At 72.2% G+C, this 18,165-nt stretch carries 11 protein-coding genes; 8 read left to right on the top strand and 3 right to left on the bottom strand.

What is annotated here, in order from left to right:
• Window positions 1–97 precede the first annotated feature (97 nt).
• The 6 genes from OG370_RS05800 (at window position 98) to OG370_RS05775 (ending at window position 4,291) form a co-directional block, all read left to right on the top strand.
• Window positions 98–928, top strand: coding sequence for an alpha/beta fold hydrolase (locus OG370_RS05800; RefSeq protein ID WP_328461276.1), 831 nt, complete (start codon window positions 98–100; stop codon window positions 926–928).
• A 163-nt stretch (window positions 929–1,091) separates the two neighbouring features.
• Window positions 1,092–1,502 (top strand): hypothetical protein, encoded by a 411-nt coding sequence (locus OG370_RS05795; protein ID WP_328461274.1) that lies wholly within the window; start codon window positions 1,092–1,094, stop codon window positions 1,500–1,502.
• Window positions 1,503–1,624: 122 nt separating this feature from the next.
• Window positions 1,625–2,365, top strand: coding sequence for a transcriptional regulator (locus OG370_RS05790; RefSeq protein ID WP_328473828.1), 741 nt, complete (start codon window positions 1,625–1,627; stop codon window positions 2,363–2,365).
• A 47-nt stretch (window positions 2,366–2,412) separates the two neighbouring features.
• Entirely contained in the window at window positions 2,413–2,805 is a 393-nt protein-coding gene (locus OG370_RS05785) for a roadblock/LC7 domain-containing protein (RefSeq protein WP_328461272.1), read from the top strand.
• Window positions 2,806–2,914: 109 nt separating this feature from the next.
• Entirely contained in the window at window positions 2,915–3,289 is a 375-nt protein-coding gene (locus tag OG370_RS05780; RefSeq protein ID WP_328461270.1) for a hypothetical protein, read from the top strand.
• A 162-nt stretch (window positions 3,290–3,451) separates the two neighbouring features.
• Entirely contained in the window at window positions 3,452–4,291 is an 840-nt protein-coding gene (locus OG370_RS05775) for a hypothetical protein (protein WP_328461268.1), read from the top strand.
• Window positions 4,292–4,327: 36 nt separating this feature from the next.
• Here the strand turns inward: OG370_RS05775 and OG370_RS05770 are convergent, their stop codons facing one another.
• From OG370_RS05770 to OG370_RS05760, 3 genes are all read right to left on the bottom strand, one after another.
• Window positions 4,328–7,771, bottom strand: a complete 3,444-nt coding sequence (locus OG370_RS05770; RefSeq protein ID WP_328461266.1) for a SpoIIE family protein phosphatase — start codon at window positions 7,769–7,771, stop codon at window positions 4,328–4,330.
• Between the two features lie 360 nt (window positions 7,772–8,131).
• The gene (locus OG370_RS05765; protein WP_328461264.1) at window positions 8,132–9,361 is read right to left on the bottom strand and encodes a beta-1,3-glucanase family protein; all 1,230 of its coding nucleotides are present in this window, start codon (window positions 9,359–9,361) and stop codon (window positions 8,132–8,134) included.
• A 225-nt stretch (window positions 9,362–9,586) separates the two neighbouring features.
• Window positions 9,587–11,695, bottom strand: a complete 2,109-nt coding sequence (locus OG370_RS05760) for a discoidin domain-containing protein (RefSeq protein ID WP_328473826.1) — start codon at window positions 11,693–11,695, stop codon at window positions 9,587–9,589.
• Between the two features lie 335 nt (window positions 11,696–12,030).
• Between OG370_RS05760 and OG370_RS05755 the strand changes: the two genes are divergently transcribed.
• Entirely contained in the window at window positions 12,031–13,296 is a 1,266-nt protein-coding gene (locus tag OG370_RS05755) for an FUSC family protein (RefSeq protein ID WP_328461262.1), read from the top strand.
• A 486-nt stretch (window positions 13,297–13,782) separates the two neighbouring features.
• A complete protein-coding gene (locus OG370_RS05750) occupies window positions 13,783–18,066 on the top strand; it encodes a discoidin domain-containing protein (protein ID WP_328461260.1) in 4,284 nt (1,427 codons plus the stop codon).
• The last annotated feature ends 99 nt before the right edge of the window (window positions 18,067–18,165 follow it).

Here is an 18,165-nt window from a genome sequence, read left to right as displayed (position 1 = left end):
CGTCGCCGACCGGCCCCCGCCGCCGACCGGCCCGCGTCCCACCCGGCCCTGACCCGCCCCGACTCGCACCGCCCGCATCCGCCCGAGGAGCAACCCGATGACCAGCACCACCACCCGCACGCTCGCCCTCACCGTGAGCGGCGGCACCCTCGATCTCACCGTCACCAACGATGACCAGGACCAGGACCAGGACCAGGACCAGGACCAGGACCGGAGCCGGACCTTCCTGATGCTGCACGGCGGTGGCGGCCCGCAGACCGTCGCGCCGTTCGCCCGCCGGCTCGCCGACGAGCGGCCGGCCCGGGTGATCACCCCCGTCCACCCCGGCTTCGGCGGCACCGCCCGGCCCGACTGGCTGAGCGATCCGGCGGGTATCGCCGAGGTCTACGCGGCGCTGCTCGACGCGCTCGACGTCCACGACGTCATCGTGGTCGGCAACTCCGTCGGCGGCTGGATCGCCGCCGAACTCGCCCTGCTCGGCAGCGACCGCGTCTCCGGGGTCGCCATCGTCAACGGCGTCGGCATCCGCGTGCCGGGCCACCCCGTCGCGGACACCCACGGGCTGACACCCGTCGAGCTCTCCCGGCTCTCCTTCCACGACCCCTCGAAGTTCCGCTTCGACCCCTCCGCGCTGTCCGACGAGCAGCGCGCGGTCGCTGCCGGCAACAGTGCCGCGCTCCGGACGTACGCGGGCGCGGACATGGGGGACCCGACGCTGCGCGAGCGCCTGGCGAAGGTCGCGCATCCGACGGTGGTGCTGTGGGGCGAAAGCGACCGGGTGGTGGACACCGGCTACGGGCGGGCCTTCGCGCAGGCCGTCCCGGGCGCGCAGTTCGTGTCGCTGCCCGGCACCGGCCACATGCCCCAAATGGAGACGCCCGAGCAATTCCTGCCGGTGATCTGGGAGTTCGCCACGACACGGGACTGAACCGGCGGCCGGCGACGGTGTGCGGAGGGGCATCTTAGAACAGCGCCCCGCACGTACCAGTGGAAAATGCCAGAACTCCCCGAACCGGGTGGCACGGTGCGTAACTTGCTCGTCACCGCCCAGTCGGCGGTGGCCCAACGGACCCTGCACCGAGGGGAGTCGTGTGTCCGGGATCGACGAGTGCCTGCTCGAGGCGATGACGCTGCCGGGGGCGAGGGGCGCCGCGCTGGTGGAGTGGATCAGCGGACTCGCGCTCGGCAAGGTCGGGGAGGCGCCGGACGGCGACCATGAGGCGATGGCCGCGCAGACCGCCGACTTCGCGCGGGCCGCCGCCGAGCACCCGGTGTTCGCCTGCCCGCAGGCCGTCGCCGAGGCGGGCGCGGCGGGGGAGAAGGGCCCGCTGGTCGAGGACGTCGTGGTGGTCACCCGCACCGGCTACCACCTGCTGCGCTTCGTCGAAGCCCCGTACGAGGGCGGGGTGTTCCTGCACCTGTGGCTGGACAAGTCGCACGCCAACCTCGCGCTCGCGCTGATCCGGATACGCGACCTCGCCCAGCGGCTGGTGCTCGCATGACGGCCGCACCCGCCCCCGACACCCCCGCCGTACCCGGTGCGCCCCCGGCCGCCCTCGCCCCGGTCCCCGACCGGCCCGCACCCACCCCCGACCCGCCCGCGCCCGCCACACCGCTCTCCCCGATGCTGGTGCGCCTCGCCGAGCAGCGCGCGACAGGGGCGCTGCTGCGCGACACCGGCACCCTCTACCTCCTCGACGGTGCGGTGGTGCACGCCGAGAGCCCGGCCGCGCCCGGGATCGAGGTGCTGCTGACGGTCGGCGGCCGGCTGTCCGCCGAGGCATGGCAGGAGGCGGTGCGCCAGGGCGGCGCCGAGGGCCGGACCGCCCGCTGGCTGCTTGACCACCACCGGTTGTCCGAGGGGGAGTTGGAGATCAGCGAACTCGGCACGCTCTTCGACGCCGCCTTCTTCGTGCTGGCGCCCACCGGCGGCCCGACCCGGTTCCGGCACGGCGCCGCGCACTGGTTCGGGCCGGTGCGCCCGGTGCCGCTGAGCGAGGTGGAGCGGGAGTCCCGCAGGCGGCGCCGGTTCCTGGACACGCTGTGGCCGTGCCCCCAGCTCGACGCGGCACCCGTACAGCCCCGGCACGACCCTCGGCTGCCGCCCGCCACCCGCCACGAGCGGGCCGTCCTCGACCTCGCGGACGGGGTGCGCACCCCGTCCGCGATCGCGGCCCTGCTCGGCCGGCCCGCCTTCCACGCGCTGGTGCACGTACGGCGCCTGGCCGCGAGTGGGCGGGTCGCGGTGCCCCCGCCGAACGCCGGCCGGGCACCGGTGCCCGCGCCCGCCTGGTTCAGGGACATCGCCCACGACGCGGACGCGGCGCTGCTGCGCCGGCTCCGCGACGCCTTGGAGCACCTGTGAGGCGCGCCCTGCGGCAGCGGGCCGAACGGGCCGGACGAAGGAGACTCATGGCGCACGAAGCCGAAGTACGCGACGAGCTGGGCCGGTTGCTGGCCCGGCTGCCCGATGCGACCGGCGTGCTCGCGTGCACCGTGGACGGGCTGCTGATCGCCCACGAGGCCCCCGACACGCCCGCCGAGACACTCGCGGCGCTCAGCTCCGCCGGATTCGGCATCGGGCTGCGGCTGTCGGACGCGGCCGGCGGCCACTCCTTCCGCGAGCTGCTGGTACGGGGCGAGCACGGCTATGTCGCGCTGTACGCCGCGGGACCGGCCTGCGTACTGACCGTCCTGGCCGGACCGCGGATCAACGTGGGCCGGCTCCATATGGAGGCCCGCCGGTCCAGCGCCTACCTCGCGCACCTGCTCGACGGCGCCGCCGACGACAGGGAGGACGCCTGAACTGATGACCGAACGTCCGCCGCGGGCGCGCAGCGCCCACGCCAGAACCCCCCGCACCACCACCCGACCGCCGGGCACGCCGGCACCCGTGAAAGGAAGCAGCCACGCCATGGCCAACACCGAAACCGCCCTCAAGGACGCGATGACCTCGATCGAGGGCGTCATCGGCGTCGCCCTCGTCGACTACACCAGCGGCATGGCCCTGGGCACGATCGGCGGCGGGAAGGACCTCGACCTCACCGTGGCCGCCGCGGGCAACACCGACGTGGTCCGCGCCAAGGCCCGCACCATGGAACTGCTCGGCCTCAAGGACGAGATCGAGGACATCCTCATCACCCTCGGCACGCAGTACCACCTGATCCGCCTGCTCACCGGGCGCGGCAAGAGCGGGCTGTTCCTCTACCTCGCCCTGGACAAGCAGCGGGCGAACCTGGCGATGGCCCGGCACCAGCTCAAGCGGATCGAGAACGACCTGGAGGTCTGACAAGCCTCCCGCCCCGGCCTTCCCGGGCCCGCCACCGGTTTCCCCGCTTGCTCCCGCCCGTCTCCCTCGGCCCCGGACCGCCCCCGGGGCCGGCGGAGAAGTGCAGTGACGTTTCGGCGGCCCGACCGTACAGTGTTCGCACGCTGACGTGGGGGAGATCCGATGATCACCGAACCCGAGGAGTCCTGGGAGGCCGAAGAAGGCGACGGCGGCAGCGCCTACGGGCCCCACTCCGACGACGGACGCCCCGCACTCAACGGCCCCCGAGGTGACGGCGGTTGGGGCGAGGGGAGCGGCCGGCGGGGCCTGCTGCCGGGCCCGCGGCCCGAGGTGATGGCGGGCCTGCCGCCGCGACCCAGCCCGCTCGGAAAGCTGCCGGGGTGGCTGCGGGGCGCCCTCGGCGGCGTGCTCGTCGCCTCGCTGGCCGGTGCGGCCCTCGCCTACGCGGGCGTGCTGCCGCAGCGCCACCGCGGACCGGACATGCACGGCTACCGGATAGCGCAGAACCCCTGCACGGCCTACGCCTTCGACGCGTTCGGCACGGCCGTCGAGTCGACCGACAGCGGGGTGTGGCCCGCGGTCTTCGAGCACACCGCGCGGCTGGACCGCGCCCAGTGCGGCTTCGTCGCCCAAGGCACCCCCACCCAGGGCACGAAGACCTCGTACACCGTCCAGGTCGACGTCTCCCTGCACCGCTATTCCGACCCGGCGGCGGAGTTCGAGGCGGAGCGGGCGGTGGACCCGTCGAACCTGCGGGTCACCACCCGCACCCGCGCCGTGCCCCGCCTCGGCGACAAGGCGTACCTCCTCAGCTTCGACAACCCCACCCGCATACTCGAAGTCCTCAGCGGCGGCGCGGTGATCACGCTCCGGCTGGAGTCGACGACCACCGCCTACGGCACCGGCCCCGACACCGAGCCGCCCGACCTGCCCGACCTCGACCGCCTCACCGCGTCGCTCGCCGCCGCGGCCCGCGCGATCATGACCACGCTGGCGTCGTAGCACCTTCCCGGCAGGCGCCGAACGGAGCAACTCCCGTCAGCCAGCGGCGGGTTGCCCCGCGGTCCGCCGCCCCGCGTGCCCCGCGCCCGCCGCCGCGCCCGTGCCGCCGTCCGCGTCGGCCGTCGCGCCCGGCGGGTCGTCGTCCGGCGGGGACGGGGCGTCCAGGCTGGCCCAGATGCACTTCCCGCTCTCGGTGTAGCGGGTGCCCCACTGCCCGGCCATCATCGCCACGAGCTGGAGCCCGCGGCCGAACTCGTCGTCCAGCAGCGGGTGCCGCACCCGCGGCGTGGCCTGCGACCCGTCGTACACCTCGCAGATCAGCGCGTGCTCGATCCGCAGCAGCCGCAGCCGTACGAAGCCGGCGTCGGCGGCCTGGGCGTCAGGGCCGTCGTCCAGGCCGAGCCCGATCTTCAGGTTCAGGCCGCTGTCGAGCCCGAGGTCGCTGAGGTCGCCGAGGTCTCCCAGGTCGGCGTCCTCGTCGGAGTCGCCGTCCGCCGCCTCCTCGGTGTCGGGGACCAGCCCGACGGCGTGCCGCACGGTGTTGCCGATCAGCTCGCTGACGATGAGGGTGGCTGTGTCGGCGAGGTCGTCCAGGTGCCATGCGGCCAGTTCCGCGGCGGTCAGGTCCCGGGCCCGGCCCGCGGACTCCGGCGCCCACGGCAGGTCCCAGGCGGCCATCCGGTCCGCGGGCACCCGGCCGGTGCTCAGGGCCAGCAGCACCGCGTCGTCCTGGCGGCACGGGTCCGGCGGCAGCTGCGCCACCACCGCGTCGCACATCGTGGCCAGCCAGTGCTCGGCGCGCTCGCCGCCGACCGGCACCGGCGCGGTGCCGGCGTACCGGGCGACGGCGTCGGTCAGCCGCCCGGCGTCCGGCGCCTGCGAGCCGAGCAGCCCGTCGGTGTACAGCACCAGGACGGTGCCCTCGGCGAAGACCGTCTCGGTGACCTGCGCGGGCACCTGGGCCATGCCCAGCGGCGGCCCGCTGGGGATGGTCAGACGGTGCGCGGTCCCGCCGGGCTCCAGGGCGATCGGCGGGGCGTGGCCGGCGCTGGCGATGCTGCACGCGCCGGAGGTCGGGTCGTACAGCGCGAGCAGGCAGGTCGCGCACACCACCGGGTCGTCGACGCGCGGGGCCAGCCGGACCACCACGTCGTTGAGGTGCGCCATGATCTCGTCCACCGGCATGTCCAGGGCGGCGACGGTCAGCGCCGCGTGCCGGATGATGCCCATCGCGATCGCCTGTTCCAGGCCGTGGCCCATCACGTCGCCGATCACCGCCAGCGTCCGCCCGCCCGACAGCGCGATGGTGTCGTACCAGTCGCCGCCGAGTTCCTGGCCGTCGGCGGTGCGGTAGCGGGCGACCGCGCGCAGGCCGACGGTGTCGGGCAGCCGGCCGGGCAGCAACTCCTGCTGGAGGCGTTCGGCGCGGTGCCGCGCGCTCTCGTAGAGCCGGGCGTTGCCGAGCGCCTGGGCGATGATGACGCCGACGGTGCCCAGCAGGGTCTTGTCGTCCTCGGTGAAGTGGCGCGGCGCGCTCCAGCCGATGACGCACGACCCGACCCGGCGGTCACCGACGGCCAGCGGCAGCACCGCCCACGCGCCGACACCGTCCAGCTCGGCCAACCTGTTGAGCAGCCACGACGCTGTGCCGGGGCGCTCCTCGCGGTCGGTGGTCGCCCTGGTGAAGCGGTCGGCTCGGGAGATGAACCGGGGCTGGTCGGTGACGCCCTCCGCGCCCACCGCGCCCCCCAGGCCCAGGTCGTCCGCGCCCTGCGCGCCTCCCCAGTACCCCGCGTGCTCCGCCCCTGCGCCGGCCTCCCCTTCGGCCCCCGCCTCCGCCGCGGCGCCCGTCTCCGCGCCCGCCTCCGTTCCGGTCTCCGCGCCCTCCGTGGGCTGCTGCCGCGCGGACTGCCGCAACTGCAGGGCGTGCAACTCCTCGACCAGGGCGGGGGAGAAGCCGATGTCGCCGATCAGCCGGGGCACGGCCCCGGTCAGGTCGTGGACCACCAGGCCGTCGGCGTGCACCAGCGGCAGCACGTGCTGCACGACCGCCGCGACCACGTCCTGGGTGTTGAGCGCGCGGACCAGCGCCGCGTTGAGGTCCGCGACCTGCCGGCCGCGTTCGGCGGCGGCCTGCTCCGCGCGCCGCCGCTCGGTCGTGTCGGACATCTGGATCGACATGAAGCCGCCGATCTCCACCGCCTTGACCAGGTAGGACGTCGTGCCGCGCGGAGCCGGGCGCTCGACGTCCACCTCCAGCGTGGCCGAGGAACCGGGCGCGGCCCTGGCCCGGTCGAGGAGTTCGGGCAGCCCGCGCTCGCGCAGCAGCGGTTCGGTCTCCCACGGGGTGCGGCCGGTGACGTCTCCGCCGCCGCCGAGTTGGCGTGCGGCCCGGTTCGCCCACTGCACCCGGTTGTCGGCGGCCACCACGAAGATCGGCTCCGGGTTCAACTCCAGCAGCCCGGCGAGCCACTCCAACTGGCTGCGGCGCGCGGTGATGTTCCACACGGTGCCGACCATCCGCACCGGGCGGCCGCTGTCGTCGTGCTCGATCGCGGCCCGCAGCTCCAGCCAGTTGACCCGTCCCGCGTCGTCCAGGACGCGGTGCTCCACCGCGTACGGCCGGCCGTACGTCAGCGACTCCTCGATCGCCTCCTGCACCCCCGGCCGGTCGTCGGGGTGGATGCGTTCCATCCAGCTCTCGATCCGGTGGTCCCAGGTGTCCGGGTCGAGGCCGGCCAACTCCACCAGTCCCTCGGTGACTTCGTCGATGTCGAGCAGGCCGGTGTCCAGATCCCAGCTCCACGTCCCGACGCTGATCTGCCGCATCACCTGCCCGCCGACGCCCTGCGGTTCCTGCCACCACGGCGTGGTGCCGCTGCGCCACCGCCGGGCGACCGGCAGCCGCACGCCCACCAGCGCCGCCACCTCGGCGAGGAACCGCCTGCGGTCGGGGGCGGGCTCCCGCTCGGCGAGCACCGACAGCACACCCACGGGGGAGCCGTCCACCAGGATCGGCGCGGACAGCAGCCCGCACGCGCGCAGCCCGGGCGGCACACCGTCCGGCCTCCGCCCGCCTGCCTCGGACCCGCCTGCCTCCGACCCGCCGGGCTCGGCCCGCGCGGTACCGGGGTGCCCCGGGGCGGCGTGGTGCGGGTCGTCGGGCCAGCGCGGCGACCACTGCACCTGCCGCCGGTCCATCGCGCGTACGGGCGCCAGCCGGTGGTCGTCGACCCGCTCCCAGGCGCGCGCCACCGGGTCGGGTACGCCGCCGGCCGCCGCCAGGCGCAGCGTGTCGTGCTCGCGTCCTGCCAGGTGCGCCAAGCCGCCGAGCCCGCCCAGCGCCGCGACGCACTGCTGCACCGCGAGCCGCAGGACGTCCGCCTCGCCCAGCCCTTCCGCGGCGTCCAGCACCGCCAGCCGCAGCGCGTCGGTGGCACCGGCCGGTGCGACGTCGCCGCCGTGTCCGGGACCGCTCATCGCCACACCCGCCTCAGCTTCCTCGGAACCGCCGCGCCCGGCGTCCGGCACCGGGGCCGTTCCGCCGCTGCTGGTCACGTTACGTGGCGGCCGCTGTATTCTCGCGCCACACGTGGCGCCCGCGGGGCCGGAGAGGTGGGCGTACCCCCTCCCGCCGCTCACCGCGCGCGCCGGCTCACGTCGCAGGTCGGCGCGGCGCCCGCGGGGCCGCGGGACGCCGCGCGGGCCGCGGCGGGCCGCACGGGAGCGCGTCCCGCGCCGCGCCCGCGTGCGCCCCGCGGCATCTGGGCCATCCGGCGGAAAGGCGCCCCGACCGCCGGGCGGGCGGGGCGCCTTCCGGCGAGATGTCCGGCGGAGCCGCTACGCGCCGCCCGGGTTCCCCAGCGTCAGGGTCCAGGACGTCGGCGCGGGGTCCTGGAGGTGGCCGTCGACCGGGGCCGCGCCGGTCGGGCCGACGTCGTCGTACGGGAAGGCGTAGCCGATCGAGGCGTACTGGTGGACCAGCCGGGCGTAGTGGTTGGTCACCGGGTCCTGGTAGTACGCCGACGGGGTGACGCCGTCGGGCTGGTTGTCGCCGCCGGCGACCAGCAGCGAACTGCGGTTGAGGGCGGCGGCCAGGCGGGCCGCGACCGCGCCGCGGGCGTCCGAGCCGGAGTTGTACAGCGGCCCGCTGGCGCAGCCGAAGATGTCCACGGCGCTGGGCCGGGTGAACGGCACCCCGTCGTCGTTCAGGCCGCCGAAGACGAACGCGTCGCCGGACACCGTGCCGGAGTAAGTGCCCGAGCTGCCCTGGGCGTTGACGGTCAGCGGGGTCGAGGCGTAGTGGCTCCAGACCGCGTCGAGATAGGGGTCCCAGTAGCCGCCGAAGTCGGTCGGGGAGTGGGCCGGGGCGAGCACCCGCAGCGGCGCGCCGGCGGAGTTGGTGGCGACGAGCTGGTCCCAGGGGGCGCCGTCGGAGGCGTGCTGGGCCTGCAACCCGGAGATGATGGAGGCGAGCGCGCCGTCCGGCAGCGGGCTCACCGACTGGTTGCCGCTGGCGCCGGTGGTGGCCATCGCGATCGGCAGGGCCACCATGTCCACGTAGCTGATGTTGGCGTAGAGGTTGGCGCTGTTGTAGGTGAACTCGGCGAACGTCCACTGGGCCTGCCAGTTGGGGTCGGAACTGGTGAACCCGGGCTGGACCAGGCCCGGTACGGCGCCCGGGTTGACGAAGAACTGGATGCGGTCGCCGATCGAGAACCAGACCCGCCCGCTGATCACGTACTCCTGGAGCGTGACCGTGGTCGCGGCCGAGCCCGAACCGCCCAGCTGGATCGCGTAGTCGGGGATGGGGGTGACCGGCGACGAGGGGTTGGGCAGCCGGTTGAAGGCGCCGTCGGCGGTGACGAAGCCCGGCCAGCCGGAGTCGTCGGCGCCGCTGATGTAGGCGTACACGGTGTCGCTGCCCGAGGTGTTCGCGAGCGAGACCGGCAGCGAGACGCCGGCGGCGGACGCGCGGGGCGCGAGGACGGCGAAGCCCGCCGCTGAACTCGCCGCCGCGGCGAGGCCGGTGGTGCCGACCGCCTTGACGAAGGATCGTCGAGAGAGCACGTACTCCTCCTGCGGGATGGGGGGCGCGGGCGGTGCGGCCGCACCACCGGCGTACCCGTCGGTAGGAATGTGGTCCTCCACTATTGGCCTGAACCAAGTCCCGGGACAAGGGGGTTGGGCGATCACATGCGAGCTCGGCGGGCTCCAGGGGAGGAGCCCACCGAGTCGTCACATCAGCAACACCGAACCCACATCTCCCGGGCGGAGGTGCGGTGCCGGCTGCCGCTACTGCGAGACGCGCACGTAGTCGACCAGCATCTTCTGCGGGAAGACGGAGGTGGCGTCCGGGGCACCGGGCCAGTCACCGCCCACCGCGTTGTTGAGGATGATGTAGAACGGGTGGTCGTAGATCCACGGGCCCCTGGTCTGCTCCAGGTTGGCCTTGTCCACGGTGAAGAAGGCGTTGCCGTCCACCGAGAACGTCATGTGGCCGGAGTCCCAGTCCAGCGCGTAGGTGTGGAAGTCGGTGGAGAAGTCGCTGCCGGCCACGGTGTACGGCGAGCCGTCGCCGTTGCCGCCGTTGTAGGCGGGCGCGTGCAGCGTGGAGTACACCGCGTCCGGCACGCTGCCGACGTGCTCCATGATGTCGATCTCACCGCACTGCGGCCACGGCGTGCCGGTCTTGAAGTTCGAGCCCAGCAACCAGAACGCCGGCCACAGGCCCTGCGTGCCGCTCACCTTGATCCGGGCCTCCACGTGCCCGTAGGTGAAGTTGAAGTGGTCCGAGGTGTTGATCCGGCCCGAGGTGTACCCGGTCGAGGTCTTGTCCGCCTCGATCACCAGGTTGCCGTTGCCGTCCATCTTGGTGTTGTCGCCGTCGGTGTACGTCTCCAGCTCGCCGTTCTGCCCGTTGCCGGGGTCCTGGCTCCACTTCGAGGAGTCCGGCTCGCTGCCCGCCGCGCCGTTGAACTCGTCGTCGAAGACGACCTTCTCGGGGTTGCCCGGGTTCGGCGGCGCGGCCGGCGGCGGTGTCGGGTCGCCGCCGGTGCCGTACACGTCGAAGTCGTACAGCGAGTAGCCGTAGCCGTTGCTGCGCGCGGTGCCGTACATCCGCACGTAGCGGCCGGTGCCGTCGACGTTCAGGGTCTCCTTGAACCCCTTGCCGCTGGTGGTCGAGTAGACGCTCGTCCAGTTGGTGCCGTCGGCGGAGGTCTGGATCTGGTACGACGTCGCGTACGCCGGGTCCCACTGCAGGACCACCTGGGTGATGTGCGCGGTCGCGCCCAGGTCCACCTGTATCCAGCCGGGGTCCACCCAGCCGGTGGTGTCACTGGTCGCCCAGCGGGTGGCCGGGTCGTGGTCGAACGCCTTCGCCGGGGTGCAGCCGCCGCAGTTCGCGTCGTCCTGGTACGAGGAGGCGGTGGCCGGCTTGCCGTACGACAGCAGTGTCGCGTCGCCGGGCGGGGGAGTGGTGCCCCCGTCGCCGCCGTCACCGCCGCCGGTGGTGCCGCCGGTGTCGCCGCTGCCGCCGGTGAACACCTGGAACTCCCACAGCGAGTAGCCGTACTGCGTGGCCCGCTGGGTGCCGTACATCCGCACGTAGCGGCCGGTGCCCGACAGCGTGATCAGCTCGGTCGCGCCCGGGCCGGTGGTGGTCGAGTACACGCTCGTCCAGTCCTGGCCGTTCGCCGAGACCTGGATCTGGTACGCCTTCGCGTACGCCGTCTCCCAGTTCAGCTGCACCCCGCAGATCGGCTGGGACGACCCGAGGTCGACCTGGAGCCACTGCGGGTCGGCCGCGGCGCTGGACCAGCGGGTGCCGTTGTCGCCGTCCACCGCGGCCGAGGCCGGCGTGCCGGCGTTCTCCGTCGAGGAGGCGGTGGCGGTCTTGTGCAGCGCCGCGTTGGTGGTGGAGCACGCGGCGTTGGTGCTGCCCGCGCTGCCGTACACCTGGAACTCCCACAGCGACACGCCGTACTGGGTGGCTCGCTGCGTCGTATACAGCCGGACATAGCGCCCGGAACCGTTTACGGAAACGGTCTCCGTGCCGCCCTTGCCGGTCGTGGTCGAGTGGACGCTCGTCCAGGTGGTGCCGTCGGTGGAGGTCTGGATCTGGTACGCCGTCGCGTACGCGGTCTCCCAGTTGAGGGTGACCGAGTCGAGCGTCGAGGTGGTGCCGAGGTCGACCTGGAGCCACTGCGGGTCGGCCGCGGCGCTGGACCAGCGGGTGCCGTTGTCGCCGTCCACCGCGGCCGAGGCCGGGGTGCCGGCGTTCTCGGTCGAGGAGGCCGTGGCCGCCTTCCCCTGCGACAGCAGCGTGCTCGCCGCGCGTGCCGGGGTCTGGGTGATCACCAGCGCGAACGCGGCGACCAGGGCCGCGACACACGCGAAGATGAGGGAGTGGGAAAAACGTCTGGGGGTGGGGCCGGGCAGATGTGGGGGGTTGCCAGTCACGACCTTCTCCTGGATGTCGCGGGCGAGAGAGCGCTCTCTGAATGCTGTGATGATTACGGCGCTGTTGCTGACCCGTCAAGAAAGTGAACGAGATTGGTGCCGTGGGGCGTTGATGTGTCCAAGACCTTGACGCGGGCGGGTGCCCGACCGTCATGGCGTGCCCGGGGCGGCTGCGGGCGCCGGTGCCGCCCGCGCGCCATGACGTGCCCTGGTAAAGATCGACCCTAGGCTGACTCGGGAGTAGTGAGATCGCCGAGAGCGGGAAAGGGCACGGGATGCCCGACGTACCAGAACCGATGGTCAAGCTGGTCCGCTGGACCGCGGAGCCGGTGGCCAACCAGATCGTCCGGTCCACGGCCGCGGCCGTCATCTCCTACCTCGCCGCGGTCTGGCTGCTGCCGCAGCCGGTCCCGCTGACCGCGCCGCTCACCGCGCTGCTGGTGGTCCAGGTGACCCTCTACTCCACGTTCATGACGGGGATCAGGCGGGTCAACGCGGTCGTGATCGGTGTGGTCATCGCGATCGCCTTCAGCTCGCTGGTCGGGCTGCGCTGGTGGAGCCTCGGCCTGATCATCCTCACCGCGCTGCTGGTCGGGCGGGTGGTGCGGGTGGGCGAGTTCGAGGCGGAGGTGGCGATCTCCGCGATGCTGGTGCTCGGCGTCACCAAGGTGGGCAGCGCCGCGTGGGACCGGATCTACGAGACGCTGATCGGCGCCGCGGTCGGCCTGCTGTTCAACCTGCTCTTCGCCCCGCCGGTGTGGGTGCAGTCCGCGGGCGGGTCGATCGAGGAGATGGCCCACCGGATGGGCCGGCTCTTCCGCGACATCGGCGGGCAGGTGGCCGGGCACCTGCCGGTCGAACGCGCCGCGGCCCGGCTGCACGAGGCACGCGGGGTCGACCACGACATCACCGAGGTGGACGCGTCGCTGCGGCAGGCCGAGGACAGCCTGCGGTTCAACCCCCGGGTGCGCGAGGGGCTGCTGTCCCGGGTGGTGCTGCGTACCGGCCTGGACACCCTGGAGATCTGCGCGGTGGTGCTGCGGGTGCTCTCGCGCACGCTCACCGACCTCGCCAAGGAACGCACCGGCGAACCGCTCTTCCCCGAGGAGATCGGCCGGGAGCTGGAGCAGCTCTTCGACCATGTGGCGGGCGCCATCGAGAGCTTCGCGGTGCTGATCACCACTCAGGTCTCGGCGAACGCGCAGACCGCCGAGGAGCGCCTCGCGGAGGCGCTCCTCGATGCCGCGCGGGTCCGCGACCGGGTGGCGGACCTGCTGCTGGCCGGGGTGCAGTCGCATCCGCGGCAGTGGCAGCTGCACGGGGCGCTGCTCGCGGAGGTGGACCGCATCCTGGACGAACTCGCCGTGGAGAAGCGCTCCGAGCGGCTGGTGGAGGAGCTGGACCGGCAGTCCACCGAGATGAGCGAGCGGCACCCCCGGCTGGCGATGATGCGGCGCCGGATCAGCGGGAAGAGCGCGGTGCAGCGCGCGTCGGCTCCGGTGAAGGCCGTGTTCCGCAGGCAGTTCGGCTCCGACGACTGAGCTGTTCTGATGGCTGATCGGCTCCGACGTCCGATCGGTGACGACGTCTGACGGGTTCGGACGGCTGATCGGTACCGACGGCTGAGGGGCGCACCCCCGGCCCCCTTCTCGCGGGCGTGCTCGGCGCCGCCGTCCGTCCCCTCGGCGCGCCCCGCCTGGTGGGTGCACGGCTTCGTATCCATGCCGCGCTTCCGCTCGGGGCGGCCTGGACTGGAAGCTGGACGTTGGTGGGCCGGTGGGGGCGGTCGCGGGAGCGGGTCCGCGCCGAGGGTTCAACTTCCGTTGGCCGCGCGGGAATCGTTGCTGTCACAAGGATAGACGGCGCCGTAGCGCGTCTGTAACACTCTGCCAGCACGTACGCAAAATATTCGCAGATCGCCGATTGATCTGCATGGGCACAGTGCAACTTCAATGGCTCGATCCGCATGTTTCGGATTGTGCAGTCAGTGAGTCTCCTCCATCCGGACCACGACACAGAGGGACGCCATGAGACCCAAGCGCTCCATTCCACGGCTGGTGGCGGGGGTGACCGCGGCCGGCCTGCTCCTGTTGGGCTTGCAGGCCATCCCCGCCACCGCCGCGGGGGGATCGAACGCGGTGGCGGGCAAGTCCGCCGCGGCCAGCAGTACCGACGGGAGCAATACCGCCGCCCACCTGAACGACGGCAACCAGGGCACGTACTGGGAGAGTTCGGGCAAGACTCTTCCGCAGTGGGCCCAGATCGACCTCGGCAAGGACAAGGTCGTCGACCAGATCCAGCTCAAGGTGCCCGCCTCCTGGAGCAAGCGCAGCGAGACCATGTCGCTGCAGGGCAGCGAGGACGGGGTCAGCTTCGAGACCCTGGTCAGCTCCGCGAAGTACACCTTCGACCCGGGCAAGGCCAACACCGTCAAGGTGTCCTTCCCGGCGCAGAAGGCCCGTTACGTGCGGGCCGAGGTCTCGGCGAACACGGCCGGAAAGACCGCGCAGCTCTCGGAGTTGACCGCGGTGGCCGCGGCAGCCTCCACGGACAACCTCGCCGCGGGCCGCCCGACCGCCGAGTCGAGCCACAACGACGTCTACCCGTCCGGCAACGCCGTCGACGGCGACGCGAACACCTACTGGGAGAGCGCCAACAACGCCTTCCCGCAGTGGCTCCGGGTGGACCTCGGCAGCGCGGTCCCGGTGAACAAGGTCGTGCTGAAGCTGCCCCCGGCCACCTCATGGGCCGCCCGCACCGAGACGCTCGCGGTGCAGGGCAGCACGGACGGCAACACCTTCTCCGACATCGTCGCCTCGGCCGGGTACACCTTCGACCCGGCCAGCGGCAACACGGTGACGATCACCTTCAACTCGACCACGACCCGCTACGTCCGGCTGAACGTCACCGGCAACACCGGCTGGGCCGCGGGCCAGATCTCCGAGTTCGAGGTGTACGGGCCGACCACCGGCGACACCCAGGCGCCCTCCGCGCCGGCCGACCTCGCCTACACGCAGCCGGCTTCCGGCCAGGTCAAGCTGACCTGGAGCGCTTCCACCGACAACGTCGGTGTCACCGGGTACGACATCTACGCCAACGGCACCCTGCGCAGCTCGGTGGCCGGCAACGTGCTGACGTACACCGACAGCCAGCCCGACACCGCCACCGTGACGTACACCGTCAAGGCGCACGACGCGGCCGGCAACCAGTCCGCGGCCAGCAACAGCGTGACGCGCACCGGCACCTCGGGTGACACCCAGCCGCCGTCGGCGCCGACCAACCTGGCCTACACGTTGCCGGCTTCCGGCCAGATCAAGCTGACCTGGAGCGCGGCGAGCGACAACGTCGCCGTCACCGGCTACGAGGTGTTCCGCAACGGCACCAAGGCCGCCACCACCGCGGGCGACACCCTCAGCTACACCGACAGCCAGCCGGACACCGCCACCGTCACCTACTTCGTGCGGGCCGTGGACGCGGCCGGCAACGAGTCGGCGAACAGCAACACGGTGACCCGCAACGGCACGTCACCGCCCACCGGCGGCACCAACCAGGCCGTCGGCAAGCCGATCACGGCCTCCTCCACGGTGCAGAACTTCGTCGCCACGAACGCCGACGACGACGACGTGACCACCTACTGGGAGGGCACCGGCACCAGCTCGCTGACGATCAAGCTCGGTGCGAACGTGGACACCAGCCAGGTCGTGGTGAAGCTCAACCCGTCCTCCGCCTGGGGCGCGCGCACCCAGACCATCGAGGTCGACGGCCGCGAGCAGTCCGCGACCGACTTCAGCCAGATCTCGGCGGCCAAGCAGTACAGCTTCGACCCGGCCACCGGCAACAGTGTGACCATCCCGGTCACCGCGCGGGTCGCCGACGTGCGGCTGACCTTCAGCAACAACTCCGGCGCGGGCGGCGGCCAGGCGGCCGAGGTCCAGGTCATCGGGGTGCCCGGGCCCAACCCGGACCTGACGGTGAGCGCGCTGACCGCGTCTCCGGCCGCCCCGGTGGAGACCGACCCGATCACGCTGAGCGCCACGGTGCAGAACATCGGCACCAACGCCTCCCCGGCGACCAACGTCAACTTCTACCTGGGCACCACCAAGGTCGGCACCGCGAGTGTCGGTGCCCTGGCGGCCGGCGGCAGCACCACCGCCACGGCGAACATCGGCGCCGAGAACTCCGGCAGCTACCAGCTCACCGCGAAGGTCGACGAGGCCAACCTGGTGATCGAGCAGAACAAGACCAACAACACCTACACCGCGCCGAGTCCGCTGGTGGTCAAGCCGGTCGACAGCTCCGACCTGGTGCCGGTGACCGCTTGGTCGCCGGGCAACCCGTCGGCGGGCCAGAACACCAACTTCACGGTGGCGATCAAGAACCAGGGCACAGTGGCCTCGGCCTCCGGCGCGCACGCCGTCACGGTGTCGGTGATCGACACGGCCAGCGGCAACGTGGTGAAGACCCTCACCGGCTCCTACAGCGGCGCGATCGCCGTAGGCGCCACCACCGCCCCGGTGAACGTGGGGAGTTGGACGGCCGTCAACGGCAAGTACACGGTGAAGACGGTCGTCGCGGTCGACGCCAACGAGGTGTCGATCAAGCAGGCCAACAACACCGACAACCAGTCCTTCTTCGTGGGCCGCGGCGCCAACATGCCGTATGACGCCTACGAGGCGGAGGACGGCTCGGTGGGCGGCGGCGCGACGGTCCTCGGGCCGAACCGCACCATCGGCGACCCCGCCGGCGAGGCGTCCGGCCGGCAGGCCGTGCACCTGGCCGGCAACGGCCAGTACGTGCAGTGGACCACCCGCGCGGACACCAACACGCTGGTCACCCGCTTCAACATCCCCGACGGCACCGACTCCACCACGCTGGACGTCTACGTCGACGGGACCCTGCTGAAGACGATCAGCCTGAGCTCGAAGTACGAGTGGCTGTACGGCGACGAGTCGAGCCCCACCAAGTCGCCCGGCTCCGGCGGCCCGCGGCACATCTACGACGAGGCGAACCTGATGCTCGGCACCACCGTGCCGGCCGGTCACACCATCAGGTTGCAGAAGGACGCGGCGAACACCGCGGCCTACTACAACATCGACTACATCGACCTGGAGCAGGTCACCGCGACGCCGAACCCCGACGCGACGAAGTACGTCGTGCCGGCCGGCTTCACCCAGCAGGACGTGCAGAACGCGCTGGACACCGCGCGGCAGGACACCACCAAGCTCGGTGTCTACCTGCCCGCCGGCACCTACCAGGTGTCCAGCAAGTTCAACGTCTACGGCCGGGCGGTCAAGGTGATCGGCGCGGGCCCGTGGTTCACGCAGTTCACCACGCCGCAGACCCAGTCGAACACCGACGGCGGCTTCACGGTGCAGAGCACCGCGGACGGCTCGTCCTTCACCGGGTTCGCCTTCTTCGGCAACTACACCAGCCGGATCGACGGCCCCGGCAAGGTCTTCGACCTCAACGGGGTCTCCGACCTGACCATCGACAACCTGTGGGTCGAGCACATGATCTGCGGGGTGTGGGCGACGAACGTCGACGACTCGCACTTCACCAACCTGCGCATCCGTGACACCTTCGCGGACGGCATCAACCTGACCAACGGCTCCACCGGCAATACGGTCAGCAACGACGAGGCGCGGTCCACCGGCGACGACAGCTTCGCGCTGTTCCCGGCCATCGACAACCACAACGAGCAGGAGACCGGCAACACCTTCTCCAACCTCAGCGTGCAGACGGTGTGGCGGGCCGCGGGCCTGGCGGTCTACGGCGGTGGCGGCAACACCTTCAGCAACCTCTACATCGCCGACAGCCTCACCTACCCGGGTGTGACGATCGGTTCGCTGGCCTTCGGCGGCATCCCCGCCCTGGGCTTCGAGTCCTCGCCGCAGACGAACCTCTCCAACATCACGCTGGCCAGGGACGGCGGCCACTTCTGGGGCGCGCAGACCTTCCCGGCACTGTGGATCTACTCGGCGGAGTTCACGTTGCAGGGCCTGCGGCTCAGCGACATCGACATCAGCGACCCGACCTACTCCGGCGTGATGTTCCAGACCAAGTGGAACGGCAGCACGCCACTCAACCCGATCACCGACACCACCATCACCGACCTGTCGGTGACCGGCGCGCACAAGAGCGGTGACACCTACGACGCGAAGTCCGGCTTCGGTCTGTGGGCCAACCCGCAACCGGAGGCGGGCCAGGGGCCGGCCGACGGATCGGTGACGATCAACGGACTGACCGAGAGCGACAACGCGGTGGACATCGAGAACACCACGTCCACCTTCACCATCAACGTCAACAACTGAGGCCCGAGCCCCGGCTGACGGGGTGAGAGGAGGGATCGACAGCCAGGAGAGCAGAACGCGCCCGGGGCGTGCCCGTGTCCGCACCATGGACACGGGCAC

It is taken from the genome of Streptomyces sp. NBC_00448 (assembly GCF_036014115.1).
GTDB lineage: Bacteria > Actinomycetota > Actinomycetes > Streptomycetales > Streptomycetaceae > Actinacidiphila.
This window is presented reverse-complemented; position numbering and strand designations above follow the sequence as displayed.